Genomic DNA, 16,618 nt, shown 5'->3' with positions numbered 1-16,618 from the left:
AGGGTCGGTCCGGCCGCGGTCGGTCCCGTCGACCGGCGCCGCTCAGTCGTCGTCCAGGCTGGCGCGCTCGCGCTCGGCGGTCCGCTCGACGAACTCCTCGGGGAGCGCGTCGACCTCGCCGACCTGGACGCTCCAGAGGTTGGCGTACAGTCCGTCCCGTTCGAGCAGCTCCTCGTGGGCGCCCTGTTCGACGACGTGGCCGTCGTCCATGACGAGGATCGTATCGGCGTCCCTGACGGTCGAGAGCCGGTGAGCGATGGCGAAGGTCGTCCGCTCGGCCGTCAGGTTCTCCAGCGACTGCTGGATCAGGACTTCGGTCTCGTTGTCGACGTGGCTGGTCGCCTCGTCGAGGACGAGGATCTCGGGGTCTTCGAGGATGGCCCGGGCGATGGCGATGCGCTGGCGCTGACCGCCCGACAGCTTCACCCCGCGCTCGCCGACGGTCGTCTCGATACCGTCGGGCAGGTCGGCGACGAACTCCATCGCGCCGGCCATTCCCAGCGCTTCGACGATCTCGTCGTCGGTCGCCTCCAGGCCGTAGGCGACGTTCTCCTCGATCGTGCCGTGGAACAGGTACGGCTCCTGGCTGACGTAGCCGATGTGACTCCGCAGGCTCGACAGCGACAGGTCCCGCACGTCCACCCCGTCGATGCTAATGGTCCCCTCGTGTGGGTCGTAGAGGCGCATCAGCAGTTTGAGGAGGGTCGTCTTGCCCGCCCCCGTCGGCCCGACGAGGCCGACGAAGTCGCCGGGTTCGGCGGTGAAGCTCACGTCCTCGACGGAGTTCTCCTCGGCCTCGGGGTAGCGAAAGCGCACGTCCTCGTACTCGACGAGCCCGTCGACGCCGTCGAGGTCGATCGCGTCGTCGTCCTCGTGGATGGTCCCGGGGTCGTTCATCAGGCCGACGACCCGCTCGGCGGCGGCGAAGGCGTAGCGGTAGTTGTTGACGACGTTCCCGAACTGGCGCATCGGCCAGAGGAACCGCCGCGACCACAGCAGCATCGTGGTGAGCGTCCCGAGCTGGAGCGTGCCCGAGAAGGGACCGGGCGCGCCGAACAGTAGCCAGTAGCCGCCGACGAGGAAGGTGACCACGTAGCCGAAGCCCGTGATGATCCGCAGGGAGGGGAAGAACTTGATCCGCGTCGAGATAGCGTCCCAGTTGGCGTCGAGGTAGTCCTCCGACGCCGATTCGACGCGGTCGCGTTCGAAGCCCTCGCGGCCGTAGGACTTGACGACTTCGATGCCGCCGATGTTGTTCTCCAGGCGGGAGTTGAGCGCGCCGACCGACCCCCGGACGCGGCCGTACTTCGGCCCGATCCGCTGGACGAAGACGTAACTCGCGACGGCGAGGACCGGGATCGACAGCAGCGCGACGACGGCCAGCTGGGCGTTGAGCCAGACCATCAGCGCGCCGGTGCCGACGACGAGCACCCCGATGCGGATGCCGGAGTTCAGATCGTTCGTGAGGAAGCTCTCCAGCTGGTTGACGTCGTTGTTGAGGATGGACATGATCTCCCCGGTCTGTTTCGAGTCGAAGAAGCTCATGTCCAGTCGCTGGACCACGTCGTAGGTGTCGACGCGCACCTCGTGCTGGAGGTGCTGGGCGAAGCGGTTCCACGCCCAGGAGTTCACCCAGTTCAGCGTCGCCGTCAGGACGTAGATGCCCGCGACCAGTCCCACGGCGAACCAGAACTGCCCCTCGGTCGTCGACGGGATCACCGACGCCGGGACCAGCGGCAACCGGAACGCCTGGTCGCCCGCGAACAGCGAGTCGATGGCGACCCCGAGGACGAGCGCCGGGATCAACTCGAGGAAGCGAGCGATGACGCTCGCGACCGCACCGAGCGCGAACTCGCCCGTGTAGCCGCGCCCGTACTCCGTGAATATCTGCCACATCGGCCGCTCGGCAGCATCCCGGAGGTCCTCGAACGCGTCGGCGTCGTCGTTCCCACCGGAGAAACCCCATGACATAGCACCGCATAACGACTGACTGCTTAAATAACTAACTCTCGTGTTAGTCACGGGTGTGGGTAACCTGCGTCGCCGTTCGGCCGATCGACCGAATACTTATATCGAATACACGAATATCCGACAGTATGGCGATGGGCGAGCTTCTGCGGTACGTCCTCCGGTACGCCGTGGCCGCGGCGGGGGCGGTCGTCGCCGTCCTGTTCGGCGCGGCGTTGTGGGTCGAGTTTCCGCCGCAGTTGCTCACGATGATCCTGCTGGTGCCGACGCTGGTCGGCGGGCTGGTACTCGCGGCCGACGCCGACCACGCCGTCGAGGCCGCCGGCGACAGCGTCGAGTCGCGGTTCGTCGCCGACGGCCCGTTCGAGAGCGAGCGCGCGCTCGCGTTCCCGGGGCGGTACGCCGTCGGCTTCTTCCTGGCGGGACTCGGCCTCGACGCGCTCGTCGCGCTGGGCGTCCTCGCCGTCCTGTCGTGACCCCGCGAACCGCTCAGTCCAGGTCGCCGGGCTGTACGGAGTGGCCGGCCGCGCGGTCGAGGAACTCCTGGGGCAGGGCGTCGATCTCGCCGACCTGCACGCGCCACAGCGTCGCGTAAAGGCCGTCCTCGGCGAGCAGGTCGTCGTGGCTGCCCTGTTCGACCAGTTCGCCGTCGTCCATGACCAGTATCGTGTCCGCGTGGCGCACCGTCGAGAGCCGGTGGGCGATGGCGAAGGCGGTGCGGTCCTCGATGAGGTCGTCGAGGCTATTTTGAATGACCGCCTCGGTCTCGTTGTCGACGTGACTGGTCGCCTCGTCGAGGACGAGGATGTCCGGGTCTTTCAGCACCGCGCGAGCGATCGAGACGCGCTGGCGCTGGCCGCCCGACAGCTTCACGCCGCGCTCGCCGACCTTCGTATCGTAGCCGTCTTTCAGGTCCGCGACGAACTCGTGGGCGCCGGCGACTCTCGCGGCGGCCTCGATGTCCTCGTCGTCGGCGTCGGGGATGCCGTAGGCGATGTTCTCCCGGACGGTGCCGTAGAAGAGATACGGTTCCTGACTCACGTACCCCACCGACTGGCGTAGGCTGCGCAGCGTCACGTCGCGCACGTCCCGGCCGTCGATCCGGACGCGCCCCTCGTCCACGTCGTACAGTCGCAGGAGCAGTTTCATCAGCGTCGTCTTGCCCGCGCCCGTGGGGCCGACGAGCCCGACCATCTCGCCGGGCTCGACGTCGAAGGAGACGCCGTCGAGGACCTGCTCCTCGCCGTCGTCGGTGTCGTAGGCGAAGCCCACGTCGTCGTACTCGACGCGTCCCTCGACCGCGTCGAGTTCGACCGCGTCGGGCCGGTCCGTGACGCCGGAGGGCGTGTCGAGCAGGCCGACGACCCGCTCGCCGGCTGCCTCGGCGTACTGGTAGTCGTTGATGATCTGGCCGAACTGGCGCATCGGGTAGACGAACCGCCGGGAATAGGAGAGGAAGATGACCAGGGTCCCCGCGGTGAGCGGGCCGTTGAAGAAGGGCAGCGGGTCGGCGATCAGGCCGCGGTTGACCATTACCCAGTAGCCGCCGACGAGGAACGTGGCGGTGTAGCCGGCGGCGGTCACCAGCCGCAGCGTCGGCCAGAAGGCGATCCGCGTGGTGATAGCGTCCCACTGGGCGTCGAGGTACTCACGGGAAGACTCCTCGACGCGGTCGGTCTCGAAGCGCTCGGTGGTGTAGGATTTCACGACCTCGATGCCGCCGAGGTTGTTCTCCAGTTGGGAGTTGAGTTTGCCCACCGACGAGCGCACCTCCTGGTACTTCGGGTGGATGCGGTTGACGAAGACGTAGCTCGCGTAGCCCAGCGCCGGGATGATGACCGTGGGGACGATCCCGAGCCGCCAGTTGATCAACAGCATCGCGAGGCCCATCCCGCCGACGCGGAAGACGATGCCGATGCCCTGGTTGAGGCTGTTGGTGAGAAAGCCCTCCAGCTGGTTGACGTCGTTGTTGAGGATGGACATCACTTCGCCGGTCTGCTTGTCGTCGAAAAAGGACAGCTCCCGCCGTTGCATCGCGTCGTAGGCGTCGACGCGCATCTCGTGTTGGAAGTGCTGGGCGAAGCCGTTCCAGGCCCAAGAGTTGAGCCAGCCCAGCGCCGCGCCGAGGACGTGCGAGCCCGCGAGCAGGGCGATGAGGAAGACGAACTGCTCGACGGGCGCCGTCGGGAGCCAGCCGTCGGGGACGAACGGCAGTCGAAACGGCCGGTCGGCGGTGAGAAAGGAGTCGATGGCGACGCCGAGCAGGAACGCGGGGACGAGTTCCATCAGCGTCGAGAACACGCTGGCGAGCCCGCCGACGGCGAACCGGGCGCGCTGGCCGCGACCGTACTCGCCGAACAGCCGCACCATCGCGTTCGACTCCTCGGCGCGTAACTCCTCGAACTCGTCGTCGTCGGGCCCGCCCGGTGGCATGCCCCACCGTATCGGCCTCGGAGGCATAAGACTGACTCTCCTGTTAGTGCAAGTGAGCGAACCCTCCAGCGGCGCGGAAGGTTTTTGCCCGCGGCCGGCAACACGTGGATATGGCTTCCGAGGTGGACGTGGAGGGTGACACGCACCGCGAGATAATGGGTGCGACCTACCACGCGCTGTGCAAGCACGGCTACGCCCACCTCACGATGCAGGACATCGCAGACGAGTTCGACAAGAGCCGCTCGCTGTTGCACTACCACTACGACACGAAAGAGGAGCTGATGCTCGCGTTCGTCGACAACACCGTCGGCTGGGTCGGCGCGCGCCTCGCCGAGTCCGCCACGGAGGACCCCCTGGAGCGCCTGGAGGAGTATATCGACGGCTTCGTCATCGAGCCCGGCGAGGAGGAGCGCGAGACGTTCGCCCTCGCCCTGCTCGAACTGCGCGTCCAGGCCGTCCACAACGAGCAGTTCCGCGAGAAACTGTCGACCCATTACCAGACGAACATCGACACCGTCGCCGAGATCATCGCCGACGGCGTCGACGCCGGCGTCTTCCACCCGGTCGACCCCGATGAGGTGGGCGAGACCATCTACACCGCGCTCGTGGGCGCCCGGATGTATCAGGTGACGCTGGGCGCCCGGCACGCCAGCCGCCGGATGCGCGACCGGATCGCCGAGTTCGTCGTCGACGACCTCCTCGTCGACGACCGTTCGGTCGCCGAGTTCAACGTCGAGGACGCCGGGTTCCCGAAAGACGACGGGGACGACGGAAACGACGGCGGCGAGACCGCGACCTGAGCCCGCGACCGACTCACTTTCCGAGGCGACGGCGTCGCCTCGCTACCCGACGCGACCACCGCCTACCGCGAGACCTAACGGTCGGGGCCGCGAACGGCCGGCCATGAGACGCGCCAGTCTCGACTTCGAGGGCTTTTTCGACGTGCGCCAGACGACCGACGACGCCCAGGCCGCCCAGATGACGCTCTCGCCCGGCCAGTCGACCGGCGGTCCCGACAATCTCCACGCCGACAGCGACCAGTGGCTCTACGTCACCTCCGGGTCGGGTCGCGCGACCGTCGACGGGGAGGACGTGCGATTCGCGGCGGGCGACCTCCTCGTTATCGAGGCCGGTGAGACCCACGAGATCGAGAACGACGGCGACGAGCCCCTGGAGACGCTGAACCTCTACGTGCCGCCGATCTACTGACGCAACCGCGAGGGCGCCCCGGCCACGCCGCCCCGCCGCGGTGCCCGGACTTCCGCGACCAGCAGGGTCAAGCGCCGACGGCCCGACGTGGGACACATGCCAGTCGACGACCTCCCGCGGCTCGGGTTGGGAACCTACTCCGACGACGACCGCGAGCAGTGGCGCGAGAACGTCCGAACCGCCCTCGACGTGGGCTTTCGCCACGTCGACACCGCACAGGTCTACGAGAACGAGCGGTACGTCGGCGAGGGGATCGCCGATAGCGACGTGGATCGCGACGACCTGTGGCTCTCGACGAAGACCGTCCACCACGACGTGCCGCCGGAACCCGAGCAGGTGCCCGCGGCTATCGACGGCTGTCTCGACCGGCTCGGCGTCGACGCCGTCGACCTGCTGTACGTCCACTGGCCCTCCGGGGTCTACGACCACGAGGACGTGTTGCCCGCGTTCGACGCCGCCTACGAGGCCGGGAAGACCCGGAACGTCGGGCTGTCGAACTTCACCCCCGAACTCCTGGACGAGGCCCGCGAGGTGCTCGAGGCCCCGCTCTTTGCCCACCAGGTCGAGATGCACCCGCTGCTCCCCCAGGAGGAACTGGTCGCGTACGCCCAGGAACACGACCACTGGCTGGTGGCCTACTCGCCGCTGGGGAAGGGCGCGGCGCTGGACGTGCCGGCGGTTCGGGAGGTCGCGGAGAAACACGACGCGACGCCGGCGCAGGTGTCGCTCGCGTGGGTGACCAGCCACGACAACGTCGCCGCCATCCCGAAGGCCAGCAGTCGCGAGCACATGGAACAGAACCTCGCCGCCCGCGAGCTGGAACTCGACGACGAAGATATCGAGTTGATCGACTCGATCGACGAGCGCCACCGGGAGATCGACGCCGACCACGGCCCCTGGAACTGGTAGGCCAGCGGTCGACCGCCCGTCAACGGCGGTTCCCGACGGTCGTGCGCGGTCGGCTCCACCGGCCCGAACCACTACGTCGGCGCGCCCCCTTCTCGGAGCCATGACAGCAGAGCCGTTCGTCGTCGTCGGCGGCGACGCCGCCGGGCTGAGCGCCGCGAGCAAGTGCAAACGCGAGGCCCCCGACCGCGAGGTGGTCGTCTTCGAGAAGGGACCGTGGGTCTCCTACGCCCACTGCGGGACGCCCTACTACGTGAAAGGCGAGGTCGCGGACCTGACGGACCTCCTGTCGCTCTCGCCGGCGGACGCCGCCGACCGGGGGATCGACCTCCGGCGCGAACACGAGGTGACCGGGATCGACACCGACGAGCGGACGGTGACCGTCCGCGGCCCCGACGGCGACCGCCACGAACAGCCCTACGGCGACCTGCTCGTCGCGACGGGCGCCCACGCGCTGACCGCGCCGATCGACGGGAGCGACCTGTCCGGCGCGTTCTCGCTGCACGGGATGGACGACGCGGCCGCGATTCGGGCGGCGCTCGAACCCGCCGGCGAGGCGACCGTCGAATCGCTGGGCGGCGGGGAGTTCCTCGACCCGACCGTGATCGAACCCTACGCCGACTGGGCGCCGCCGGAGACAGTCGCCGTCGTGGGCGGGGGCTACGTCGGCGTCGAGATGGCCGAGGCGTTCACCGCCCACGGGCTCGACGTACACGTCTTCCAGCGCGGCGAGCGGCTCCTCGGCCCCTTCGGCGAGGCCGTCGGCGAGCGCGTCGGGACGGAACTGCGCGATAGGGGCGTCGAGTTGCACCTCGGCGAGACCGTCGAGCGACTGGTCGGCGACGACCGCGTCGAACGGTTGGAGTGCGCCGGCGCGAGCGCCCTCGACGTCGACCTGGCGCTGGTCGGCGTCGGGATCGAACCGAACGTCGCCCTCCTCGCGGACACGCCGGTCGACCTCGGCGACTCGGGCGCGGTCGCGGTCGACGACTACGGCCGCACGTCGGTCGAGAGCGTCTACGCCGCGGGCGACTGCGCGGAGGCGCGCCACGCCGTCACCGGCGACTTCGACTGGGTCCCGCTCGGCCTGACCGCCAACCGCGCCGGGCGCGCGATCGGGCAGACGGTCGCCGGCGACCCGAAACCGACCGGCGACATCGCGGGCACGGCCGTCGTCAAGGCGTTCGCTCAGGAGTGCGGCCGGGCCGGGATCGTCGACCACGAGCGGGCCAGGGCGGCCGGCTTCGACCCCGTGAGCGAGACGGTCACCACCGCGTCGCGGTCGGGCTACTACCCGGGCGCCGCCGAGACGGTCGTCTCGCTGACTGCCGACCGCGAGACGGGGCGGCTGCTGGGCGGGTCCATCGTCGGTACCGACCGCGCGGCCGTCCGGATCGACACCGTCGCCACCGCCCTGGAGGCCGATATGACCGTCTCTGACGTCGAGAACCTCGACCTGGCCTACGCGCCGCCGTTCTCGCCAGTCTGGGACCCCGTCCTGACGGCGGCGAAGGTGCTGAACGGCTCGCTCGAACCGTCCGAGGGGTGACTGTCGACCCGCCCGGGTGGATCAGTCCGCGGCGCTGGCGGCCTCGTCGCCCGTCTCGTCACCCGCCTCGCCGGCCGTCCCTGCGTCCGCGAGCGCGTCGAAGTCGTAGGTGACGCCGGTCAGGTCTTCGGAGACGGTCCACAGTCGGTCGGCGATGTCCTCGTCGTAGGAGCGGTCGTTCGAGCGCTGTGGCTCGGGGTACCCGCGCATGTCGAACAGACCGCCGGGGCCGATGTAGGACCCGCCGTCGACGCCGGGGGCGGTGGCGGCGTGGACGAGCGGGAGCGCGCCCATCTCGGCGGACTGGCCGAGGACGGCGTTGGCCGCTCGCATCGCGTACAGTTTCACGGTCGACCCCTCCTCCTTCGGACCGCGCGCCTGCAGCGAGGTGTCGGCGTAACCCGGGTGACACGCCGCCGAGACGGTGTCGTCGATACCCGCCGCCGAGAGCCTGCGCTGGAGTTCGTAGGCGAACAGCAGGTTCGCCAGCTTCGACTGGCCGTAGGCCTCCCACTTGCCGTACGAGTCCTCGTGGTGGAGGTCGTCGAAGTCGATCTCGCCGCCCTGGTGGGCGCCGCTGGAGTGGCTGACGACGCGCGTCTCGCCCGGTGTGGCGACGATCCTGTCGAGGAGGTGGCCGGTCAGCGCGAAGTGGCCGAGATGGTTGACGCCGAACTGCGTCTCGAAGCCGTCGGCGGTCTCCGAGCGGGGGATCGCCATCACGCCGGCGTTGTTGCAGAGGACGTGAATCCCCTCGTAGTCGGCCAGCAGGTCGTCTGCGAACGACTCGACCGACGCGAGGTCGCCCAGGTCGCACTCGCGCACGTCGAGGACGGACTCGTCTGTCGGGAACCCCTCCAGCTGGCGGATCTCCGTGGCCGCTCGCTCGCCGCGGTCGGTGCTTCGGCAGGCCATCACGACGGTCGCGCCCTTCCGGACGAACACGCGGGTCGCCTCGAAGCCGAGGCCGCTGTTGGCTCCGGTGACGACGATCGTCTGCCCCGACAGGTCCGGCACGTCGTCGGCGGTCCAGTTGCTCATACCCTCCGTTCGAGCCCCTCCTACTCAAGCCCGGCGCCAAACGAGTGGGGGAACCACTGCGAACGGACGGGTGTCGACGCCGCCCTCGCCCGCTCGCGCCGGTCAGTCGGTGCGCTCGACCGACGCCTCCGCCGGGTCGCCGACGACTCGGACGGTCGTCAACACGGCGACGATCCCGAGCGTCAGGACGGCGCCGAGGACGAACGGCGACCAGTAGACGACGACGGCGTACAGCGCCGTCATGATCGGCGGGCCGACGGTCCGGCCGAGGCTCCCCGCGCCCTGTGTGACGCCGAAGGCGCCGCCCTGCCGGTCGGCGCTGGCCGCCAGCGACACCAGCGTCGTCAGCGAGACGTTCAACAGGCTGTTGCCGAGCGACAGCAGCGTCAGCGCGCCCAGCAGCGCGATCACCCGCGGGCCGAACCCGAGTATCGCCCGCTCGCCCAACAGCGCCCGGCCGATCTCCGGGGAGAACGGGAACGCCGCGAGCGCGACGACGAGCAGAGCGGCGCCGGCGACGGCGAGCCGTCGGGCGGGGACGACCCGGGAGAGCCGACCGACCAGAACACCCTGGTTGACCACCGCGAGCGCGCCGACGTAGGTGAGCAAGAGTCCGGCCTGGGAGGCGTCGTAGCCGTACACGTCCGCGACGAACGGGATGAACGCCACCTGGATGCCCGAGAAGGCGACCGAGGCGACGAGGAAAGCGCCGACCAATGGAGCCAGCGTGGCGTCGCGGAAGGCGTCGACGAACTGGCCGACGATCCGCGGGCGCCCGCCGGTTCCCGCGTGTCGGTCGGGCTCGGGCAGGAACGCCCACGTCCCGAGGAAGGCGACGAAGCTCAGGACCGCGGCGCCGAAGCTCGGCAGCGAGAAGCGCGTCGCCGGCACGAAATCGGGGAAGACCGCGGTGCCCGCGGCGACGACGCCGTCGCTCGCCAGGACCGACCCCAGCGCCGGCCCGAAGACGAACCCCAGACCGAACGCCGCGCCGACCAGTCCGAGCGCGCCGGCGCGGCGCTCGGCGGGCGTCACGTCGGCGATGTACGCCTGTGCGGTGGCGATGTTGCCGCCCATCGCGCCGGCGAGCATCCGCGCGAGAAACAGCGTCGCCAGCGCCGCGGTCGTCCCGGCGACCGCCTCGACCTCGCCGCCGAGCCCGAAGACGACCCAGGCGACGGTGTTGGCCGAAAGCGAGAGCATGAGGACCGGCCGCCGGCCGCGGGCGTCCGACAGCTGGCCCAGTAGCGGCGCGAAGACGAACTGCATCAGCGAGTACGACGCCGCCAGCAGGCCGTAGACCACGTCCGTCCCGCCGAGATCGCGGACGTAGAACGGGAGGATCGGGATGACGATCCCGAACCCCAGGAGATCGACGAAGACGATAGCGAGGATGGCGAGGAGCGGCCGCCGCCGTCCGCCGAGCGACGAGCCGACCGCGCGAGGGTCCTGCACGCCAGCCCGTTCGGCTCCCGCCGAGGAATAGCTAGGGCCGTCGGCGGACCGTCGGAGCGAGCCGACCGCCGGCCGCTCGGGACGGTCGGTCGCTCACCGCCGCGCGGCGTCGACCGTCTCGGCGAGGCCGCGAGCGGCCGCTTCGGGGTCCTCGGCGCCGGTGATCGCGGTGATGACGGCGACGCCGTCGGCGCCCGCCTCGACGATCGGCGCGGCGTTGTCGGCGGTGACGCCGCCGATCCCGACCACCGGGATGTCCACGGCGGCGGCGATCTCGCCGACGCGTTCGGGGCCGATCTCGTACTCGTCGTCGTCGATGTCGTTCTTCGAGCCCGTGGCGTAGACGGCGCCGACGCCGAGGTAGTCGGCGCCGGCCTCCTCGGCGCGGCGGGCGTCGTCGACGAACGACACGGACCGGCCGATCACGGCGTCGGGACCCAGCTGGTCGCGGGCGACCGAGACGGGCAGGTCGTCGTCACCGAGGTGGACCCCGTCGGCGTCGACCGCCTCGGCCAGGTCGACCCGGTCGTTGACGACGAACGTGACGCCCGCCTCGCGGGTGAGCGCTCGGAGCTTCCGGCCCACGTGATAGCGCTCGCGCGCGCTCCGGTCTTTCTCCCGGAGCTGCACCACGTCGACGCCGCCGGCGATGGCCGCCTCGACCACCGACAGCGTCGTTCGATCCTCCGAGAGACTCTCCTGCGTGACGAGATACACGCCCCAGTCTGTCATTGGCGACGACTTCGAGCCCACCTACGTGTTACTTTCGAACCGTCTTCCGGTCCGACAGGTCGGCGGATGGGGACGAACGGGGCGGCTGGCTCGGAACGACTCGACGAGCGACCCGCGGTAGCTTCGCCGCCGCGGTTACTCCGTGTCCCACACGTCGGCGATGGGATTGGACTTCGATTTCGAACGGCGGGAGCGGCGGCCGCTCCGCGAGTTGCCGCCGTCGTCGTCGCCGCTCGACCCCGATCCGGAGCCCGACGCCGACGCACCGGACGAGCCCGACGAGGCGCCACCGGAGTCGCCTGCGCTGGATCCCGTCGACCGGGAGCGACCGGAGGCGCTCGCGGACCCCGACCCGGTCGCGGCCGTCGCGTCCGCGGCGGGGAGGTCCGGCTGGCTCATCCGGTCGACCTGCTCGGCGAACCAGCCGGGCATGTCGACGCGGGCCCGTTCGAACAGGTCCAGCAGCGACGAGTCAGCGAGGTACGTCGCGCCGTAGTCGTCGGGCGCTCGGACCGGGCGGCCGCAGGCCTGGATGACGGTCCGCAGGGCGGTCCGGTAGTACCAGCCCCACTGGTCGTCTTCCAGTCGCGCCGCGACCCGGGAGTCGCGGGTGTTCGGATAGGGCGCCTTGCACAGCAGTTGCCAGCGACAGAGGTCCCCCTCCAGATCGAGGGCTTCCTCCATCTTCACCGAGAGGAACACGTCGGGGTCGTCGACGCGCTTCCACGTCGACAGCTGGGCGTCGCGGTCCTCGGAGTCGTGCGTGCGCACGCGCGATTCGACGCCGAACTCGCGGAGGTGGTCGAGCAACTGGTCCTGGATGGCGTAGGAGTGACAGTGGACCAGCCCCTTCTCGTCGGGGTGGGCGGCCATGATGCGAACGAGCGTCTCGGCGACCCGGGGGATCGTCTCGTCGCGGGCCTCGTAGGTCATCTTCCCCTGGGTCACGTCGTACAGCGGGCGGTTCTCGACGGGGAAGGTGTGGGGCACCTCGACGAGTTCGACGCGGTCGGGCGCGAGGCCGACGTTGGCGCAGAAGGCGTCCTTGTTGAGGATCGTCGCCGACAGCAGCGCGAAGTTCTGGGCCCGGTCCCAGACGGTGTGTTTGAGGTACTTCTCGGGGGCCATCGGCTTGATCGTCACGCGACTCCCCTCGCCGCCGTTCTGGTCGACGACCCAGGTCGTCCCGCTGTCCTCGTCGCGGTAGTCCTCGGCGAACCACGACAGGTCCGACTGCAACTGCACGAGCTTGTCGCGCTCGGCGGCCTCCTCGGGGTCGAGTTCGGCCTGCTGGCGCACCTCGGTCAGTCGCCGGCCGGCCATGGTGTGGAGGGTGTCGGCGTAGCTGACGGCGTCGTCCAGCCCGTCGACTTCGGGGGGTTCGCAGGCGTCCCAGATCGGGACGGTGTCGGGGCCGAGGTCGATGGTGGCGTACATCTCGGCCCAGTTGCCCAGGCCGTGGGCCTCGTCGACGACGAGCACGTCGCGCTGGCCGAACACGTCCGAGCCGGCGGTCTGCATGAAGTAGGCGAGCGTCATCGCGGCGATGCGGTTGTTCGCGGCGATGGCGCGGTCGGAGAAGTACGGACAGCGATGTTGGACCTGGCAGTCGAACATCCGCTCGCGGGCGCAGGGCGCCTGGTCGACGGGGGTGTCGGTCTCGCCGGGGAGGATGCAGTCGTAGTTGTTCTTCCCGCGGATGACTTTGAGGTCGGTCAGCAGGTCGTCGCCGGCCACATCGTCGAGCTGGGAGACCTGCGGGGTGGTGTAGTAGGCGTCGATGACCTCGCCGGCCTCGCTCTCGCCGGCGGTCCTGGCGCAGCCGGCGATGGCGCGGGCCAGGAGTGACTTGCCGCTGCCGGTCGGGGCGCGCACGAGGACCACGTCGTTGTCCGCCGCGAAGGCGTCGCGGATGTCCGCGAGCGCCCGTTCCTGGGCGCCGCGGTAGGCGGGCGCCGGGAACTCGTCGAAGATCCGACCGGGTTGCACGGCAGATCAGACCGGTGCCGGGAGCGTAAACCTGCCGGAAGGCCCGGCCCCCGACGCCGCGGTCACGGTGGACAGCAAGTATTTATCGACGGGACGGAAACGCGACGGACGATGCCATCCCCGCGACGTAGCTTCCTCCGACGGAGCGCCGTTGCCCTCCTCGCCGGCGCGACGGCCGGCTGTCTGAGCGACGGCTCGACCGCGACCGACGGGCCCGGAGCCGCCGGGACCGATACCGACGCGGCGACGGACGCCGCGACGCCGACCGCGACCGGGACTGCGAGTCCGACGCCGACCGATGCGCCGACGGCGACCGAGACCGCGACGGCGACGCCGGTCCCCGACGCGCTCGGCAACGCCGACTTCGCCGAGTGGCTGCCGGCGCCGGCCGCCTTCGACCGCGAAGGGTACCGATTCACGTCGTTCGCGCCCCGGGACATCCTCGACCGTGAATCCGACCTCGGCGACGGGGCGACCGAGGGGCTGCGCGGCGACCCGGCGGTGCCGGGTATAGACAGTTACGCCGACGCCGCGGCGTTCCACCAGATCCCGCCCGGCGTCCTCGTCTTCGAGGCCGACTTCGACCGCGAGGCGACCGCCGGGGACCTGCGCGGTCGGGGACTCACCGAGGCCGCGACCAGGGAGAGGTTCGCGGTGTTCACCGGCGACCGCGGCGCGGCGGCGCTGGGCGAGTCTGCGCTCGTCCTCGCGCTCGGCGCCGGTGGGACCGAGGCGGGCCGATCGGCCGTTCAGGCGGTCGTCGACGCGAAGGCCGGCGCCGGGCCGCGGTACGTCGACGCCGTCGCAGACTGCGAGCGCCTGACGGCGGCGCTCGGCTCGGCGCACCTCCTCAGGGGCCGGACCCACTCGGCCGGCGACGGACTGGCCGACGCGGTCGCGGGCGGTGTCGGGATCGAGATCGGCGAGCGCGAGACCCGCGTCCGGACGCCCGCGGTCTTCCCCGAGGGCGAGGTCGACGAGGGCGCGCTGGCCGACTGGGCGGCCGACGCCGACGTGTTCTACGGCCAGTCGGCCGAGACGGCCGTCGACGGGCGCGTCGCGACCGCGGCGGCGACGGTTCGCACCGCGGAGATCGAGACGTTCCGGACCGGGTCGCCCGCCGGCTCCCGACGGACCGAGGCCCGGACGCCCGAGGCCATCTTCGGCTTCGAGTACGAGGCGACCGGCGACGGCGTCGGGACTCTGGAGATCACTCACGAAGGCGGCGACTCGATCCCGAGGGCCGAGCTGTCCGTCCGTGGGACCGGCTTCGCCGACGTCGAGGGAGTCGACCAGACCGCCGCGGGCCAGTGGCAGGGGACCGCCAGCGGCGACGACGAGGCGGTCGTCGCCGGCGACTACGTGACCGTCGGCGTCGCGAGCGACTACGAAGTCGCCGTCGTCTGGGAGGCGAACGACGGCGACACGTCGGCGACGCTCAACCAGGGGTCCGGACCGGACGCCTGATCTGCCCGCGCGGGATCTGACATCGTCATCACCAGATCCGCAATCATTTTGCACGCAGTCGGGAAACACGGGGGCGATGCGGGAAACGCGACGCGACACATTGAAGCGAGGGGGAGCGACAATCGCGGCGCTGTCGGCGCTGTCGGGCTGTCTCGGCATCGGTGGTGGCGGGACGCCGACCGAGGCGCCCGACGAGTCCGAGGACGGAAGCGACGGGAACGGTGGCGACGGCGGTGACGGCGAGCCCACGCCCACCGAAACGCCGACGGCGACGCCGGCACCGACGCGGCCGGAGACGCCAGTGGGTACGCTGACGCGGTGGATGCCGGACCCGGCGTTGCTCGACCAGACCGGGGACTCGGGGTACGCCTTCCTCGGGGTGGCACCGCGTGCGCTGGGCGAGTTCGAGGGCGCGCTCGGCGAGGGCGCGTTGGGACAGTTCCAGGGACAGTACCCGATCCCGGGCGTCGGGACCTTCGGCGAGCAGCGGGCGCTCTTTCGGTTCGCCCGGTCGGCGTCGGTGTTGCTCGGCGACTTCGACCGGACGGCCGTCGAGGACGGACTTCGCCAGTACGGCTTCGAAGCGGGGGACGCCTACCGCGGGTTCCGCTTTTTCAGCCCGCCCGACGCACGGGCCGCGGCGGTCCGGGACGGCATGCTGGTCACCGTCGGGGCCGTCTCCAGCGGGGACACAACCGACAAGCGACCCGCCGTCGAGGCCATCGTCGACGCGCGGACGGGCAACGCCGACCGGTACGTCGACGCCGTCCCCGACTCCCGACGGCTCCTCGACGCGATCGGGAGCGCGCACGTCCTCGAAGGTCGTACGCACGGCACCGGCGAGACGTTCGAGCAGGGACTCGGCGAGGGGACGGGCTATCACGTCGCCGAAGGCGAGACGCGCGTCCGCGCCGCCGCGCTGTTCACCGAAGGGGCGACGAACCGCTCGGGGATGGCCGACTGGGTGGACGGGGCGGACGCGTTCCTGGGCGGCGAGCCGACCCTCCGGACCGACGACCGGGCCGTCATCGCGACGGCGACGGTCCCGACCGGCGACGTCACCGGATTCCCCGGCGAGTTCCCGGGACCGGCGATCGAACGGGACTCCGCCTCGGGCGGCCCGCCGACCGTCTCGTTCGACTTCGCCTACGTGGGAGAGGGCGCCGGCGTCGGCGTGCTCACGATCACCCACGAAGGCGGCGATAGCGTGCCGCGCGAGGCGGTCCAGATCCGCGGGAGCGGCTTCGCCGAGGTCGACGGCGTCGACCAGACCGGCGCCGGGGTCTGGCAGGAGTCGGTCGACAGCGAGGGGGAGTCGATCACCGCCGGAACCACCGTCGAGGTCGGCGTCGCCAGCGACTACGAGATAGCCGTCGTCTGGCGGCCGCCGGGCGCCGACCGGTCGGCGACGCTCGCGACGCACGAGGGACCGGACGCCTGACGGTCGCGTCGGCTCGCGACGGCGGCTGCCGCTCTAGAGGTCGGCCACGTCGTCGGCCGTCGGTTCGCGCTCGTCGGGGAGCCGTTCGATGCAGCCGTAACAGAGGAAGTGGTCGGAGCCGTCGGCCAGTTCGAGCGCCAGCCCGTCGGTCGTGCGGCTCTCCTGTGTCCAGATGTTCGCGATGCCGCCGGCGATGCTCACGTCCTCGCCGCAGCCGTCGCACGGCCGGGTCGTCATACCCGCCGTAGGGAGGCCACCGGCAAAAGCGACGCGGGCCGTTCGCTGGCGGACCGAGACGCCGGCGCTGGCGCGTCGATCGGGACCGTCCGGGATCGCCGGTACGTGCCCGGAGGGGGACGCTACCATGGTATACGATCCCGCCCACTTATCCCGGGGACGGGGCAACGCTATATCGAATCGAAAGTTCA

The 16,618-nt window shown here is 70.6% G+C and carries 14 protein-coding genes; 7 read left to right on the top strand and 7 right to left on the bottom strand.

Annotated elements, in window-relative coordinates:
- Window positions 1-42: 42 nt before the first annotated feature.
- Window positions 43-1,971: an ABC transporter ATP-binding protein gene (locus tag C475_RS07000; protein WP_006883099.1), complete on the bottom strand. Its 1,929-nt coding sequence runs from the start codon at window positions 1,969-1,971 to the stop codon at window positions 43-45.
- A gap of 125 nt (window positions 1,972-2,096) precedes the next feature.
- Between C475_RS07000 and C475_RS06995 the strand changes: the two genes are divergently transcribed.
- On the top strand, window positions 2,097-2,444 hold the full coding sequence (locus C475_RS06995) for a hypothetical protein (protein WP_006883098.1): 348 nt from the start codon (window positions 2,097-2,099) through the stop codon (window positions 2,442-2,444).
- Window positions 2,445-2,457: 13 nt separating this feature from the next.
- Here C475_RS06995 and C475_RS06990 read toward each other — a convergent pair whose 3' ends face one another.
- The gene (locus C475_RS06990; RefSeq protein ID WP_006883097.1) at window positions 2,458-4,401 is read right to left on the bottom strand and encodes an ABC transporter ATP-binding protein; all 1,944 of its coding nucleotides are present in this window, start codon (window positions 4,399-4,401) and stop codon (window positions 2,458-2,460) included.
- Between the two features lie 110 nt (window positions 4,402-4,511).
- Here C475_RS06990 and C475_RS06985 point away from each other — a divergent pair, with 110 nt between their 5' ends.
- The 4 genes from C475_RS06985 (at window position 4,512) to C475_RS06970 (ending at window position 8,065) form a co-directional block, all read left to right on the top strand.
- On the top strand, window positions 4,512-5,201 hold the full coding sequence (locus C475_RS06985) for a TetR/AcrR family transcriptional regulator (protein WP_006883096.1): 690 nt from the start codon (window positions 4,512-4,514) through the stop codon (window positions 5,199-5,201).
- A 103-nt stretch (window positions 5,202-5,304) separates the two neighbouring features.
- Window positions 5,305-5,610, top strand: coding sequence for a cupin domain-containing protein (locus C475_RS06980; protein WP_006883095.1), 306 nt, complete (start codon window positions 5,305-5,307; stop codon window positions 5,608-5,610).
- A 96-nt stretch (window positions 5,611-5,706) separates the two neighbouring features.
- A complete protein-coding gene (locus C475_RS06975) occupies window positions 5,707-6,519 on the top strand; it encodes an aldo/keto reductase (protein ID WP_006883094.1) in 813 nt (270 codons plus the stop codon).
- Between the two features lie 100 nt (window positions 6,520-6,619).
- A complete protein-coding gene (locus C475_RS06970; protein ID WP_006883093.1) occupies window positions 6,620-8,065 on the top strand; it encodes an FAD-dependent oxidoreductase in 1,446 nt (481 codons plus the stop codon).
- A 21-nt stretch (window positions 8,066-8,086) separates the two neighbouring features.
- Here C475_RS06970 and C475_RS06965 read toward each other — a convergent pair whose 3' ends face one another.
- The 4 genes from C475_RS06965 to C475_RS06950 form a co-directional block, all read right to left on the bottom strand.
- Window positions 8,087-9,106: an oxidoreductase gene (locus C475_RS06965; protein ID WP_006883092.1), complete on the bottom strand. Its 1,020-nt coding sequence runs from the start codon at window positions 9,104-9,106 to the stop codon at window positions 8,087-8,089.
- A gap of 102 nt (window positions 9,107-9,208) precedes the next feature.
- The gene (locus C475_RS06960; protein WP_006883091.1) at window positions 9,209-10,561 is read right to left on the bottom strand and encodes an MFS transporter; all 1,353 of its coding nucleotides are present in this window, start codon (window positions 10,559-10,561) and stop codon (window positions 9,209-9,211) included.
- A 93-nt stretch (window positions 10,562-10,654) separates the two neighbouring features.
- Window positions 10,655-11,293 carry a thiamine phosphate synthase gene (gene thiE, locus C475_RS06955; RefSeq protein ID WP_006883090.1) on the bottom strand — a complete coding sequence of 213 codons (639 nt, stop codon included), beginning with the start codon at window positions 11,291-11,293 and terminating at the stop codon, window positions 10,655-10,657.
- A gap of 135 nt (window positions 11,294-11,428) precedes the next feature.
- Complete coding sequence (locus C475_RS06950) at window positions 11,429-13,282, bottom strand: ATP-dependent DNA helicase (protein ID WP_006883089.1); 1,854 nt, start codon at window positions 13,280-13,282, stop codon at window positions 11,429-11,431.
- Window positions 13,283-13,393: 111 nt separating this feature from the next.
- Between C475_RS06950 and C475_RS06945 the strand changes: the two genes are divergently transcribed.
- Both C475_RS06945 and C475_RS06940 read left to right on the top strand, forming a co-directional pair.
- Window positions 13,394-14,749 (top strand): hypothetical protein, encoded by a 1,356-nt coding sequence (locus C475_RS06945; RefSeq protein WP_006883088.1) that lies wholly within the window; start codon window positions 13,394-13,396, stop codon window positions 14,747-14,749.
- Between the two features lie 76 nt (window positions 14,750-14,825).
- On the top strand, window positions 14,826-16,190 hold the full coding sequence (locus tag C475_RS06940) for a hypothetical protein (protein ID WP_006883087.1): 1,365 nt from the start codon (window positions 14,826-14,828) through the stop codon (window positions 16,188-16,190).
- A 33-nt stretch (window positions 16,191-16,223) separates the two neighbouring features.
- Here C475_RS06940 and C475_RS06935 read toward each other — a convergent pair whose 3' ends face one another.
- Complete coding sequence (locus tag C475_RS06935) at window positions 16,224-16,427, bottom strand: DUF7561 family protein (protein ID WP_006883086.1); 204 nt, start codon at window positions 16,425-16,427, stop codon at window positions 16,224-16,226.
- Window positions 16,428-16,618 lie beyond the last annotated feature (191 nt).

Source organism: Halosimplex carlsbadense 2-9-1, assembly GCF_000337455.1.
Classification (GTDB): domain Archaea; phylum Halobacteriota; class Halobacteria; order Halobacteriales; family Haloarculaceae; genus Halosimplex; species Halosimplex carlsbadense.
This window is presented reverse-complemented; position numbering and strand designations above follow the sequence as displayed.

Bases quoted from the DNA above. Each gene is read 5' to 3' on its own strand.
- C475_RS07000 (WP_006883099.1), bottom strand. From the start codon at position 1,971: ATGTCATGGGGTTTCTCCGGTGGGAACGACGACGCCGACGCGTTCGAG.
- C475_RS06995 (WP_006883098.1), top strand. From the start codon at position 2,097: ATGGCGATGGGCGAGCTTCTGCGGTACGTCCTCCGGTACGCCGTGGCC.
- C475_RS06990 (WP_006883097.1), bottom strand. From the start codon at position 4,401: ATGCCACCGGGCGGGCCCGACGACGACGAGTTCGAGGAGTTACGCGCC.
- C475_RS06985 (WP_006883096.1), top strand. From the start codon at position 4,512: ATGGCTTCCGAGGTGGACGTGGAGGGTGACACGCACCGCGAGATAATG.
- C475_RS06980 (WP_006883095.1), top strand. From the start codon at position 5,305: ATGAGACGCGCCAGTCTCGACTTCGAGGGCTTTTTCGACGTGCGCCAG.
- C475_RS06975 (WP_006883094.1), top strand. From the start codon at position 5,707: ATGCCAGTCGACGACCTCCCGCGGCTCGGGTTGGGAACCTACTCCGAC.
- C475_RS06970 (WP_006883093.1), top strand. From the start codon at position 6,620: ATGACAGCAGAGCCGTTCGTCGTCGTCGGCGGCGACGCCGCCGGGCTG.
- C475_RS06965 (WP_006883092.1), bottom strand. From the start codon at position 9,106: ATGAGCAACTGGACCGCCGACGACGTGCCGGACCTGTCGGGGCAGACG.
- thiE (WP_006883090.1), bottom strand. From the start codon at position 11,293: ATGACAGACTGGGGCGTGTATCTCGTCACGCAGGAGAGTCTCTCGGAG.
- C475_RS06945 (WP_006883088.1), top strand. From the start codon at position 13,394: ATGCCATCCCCGCGACGTAGCTTCCTCCGACGGAGCGCCGTTGCCCTC.
- C475_RS06940 (WP_006883087.1), top strand. From the start codon at position 14,826: ATGCGGGAAACGCGACGCGACACATTGAAGCGAGGGGGAGCGACAATC.
- C475_RS06935 (WP_006883086.1), bottom strand. From the start codon at position 16,427: ATGACGACCCGGCCGTGCGACGGCTGCGGCGAGGACGTGAGCATCGCC.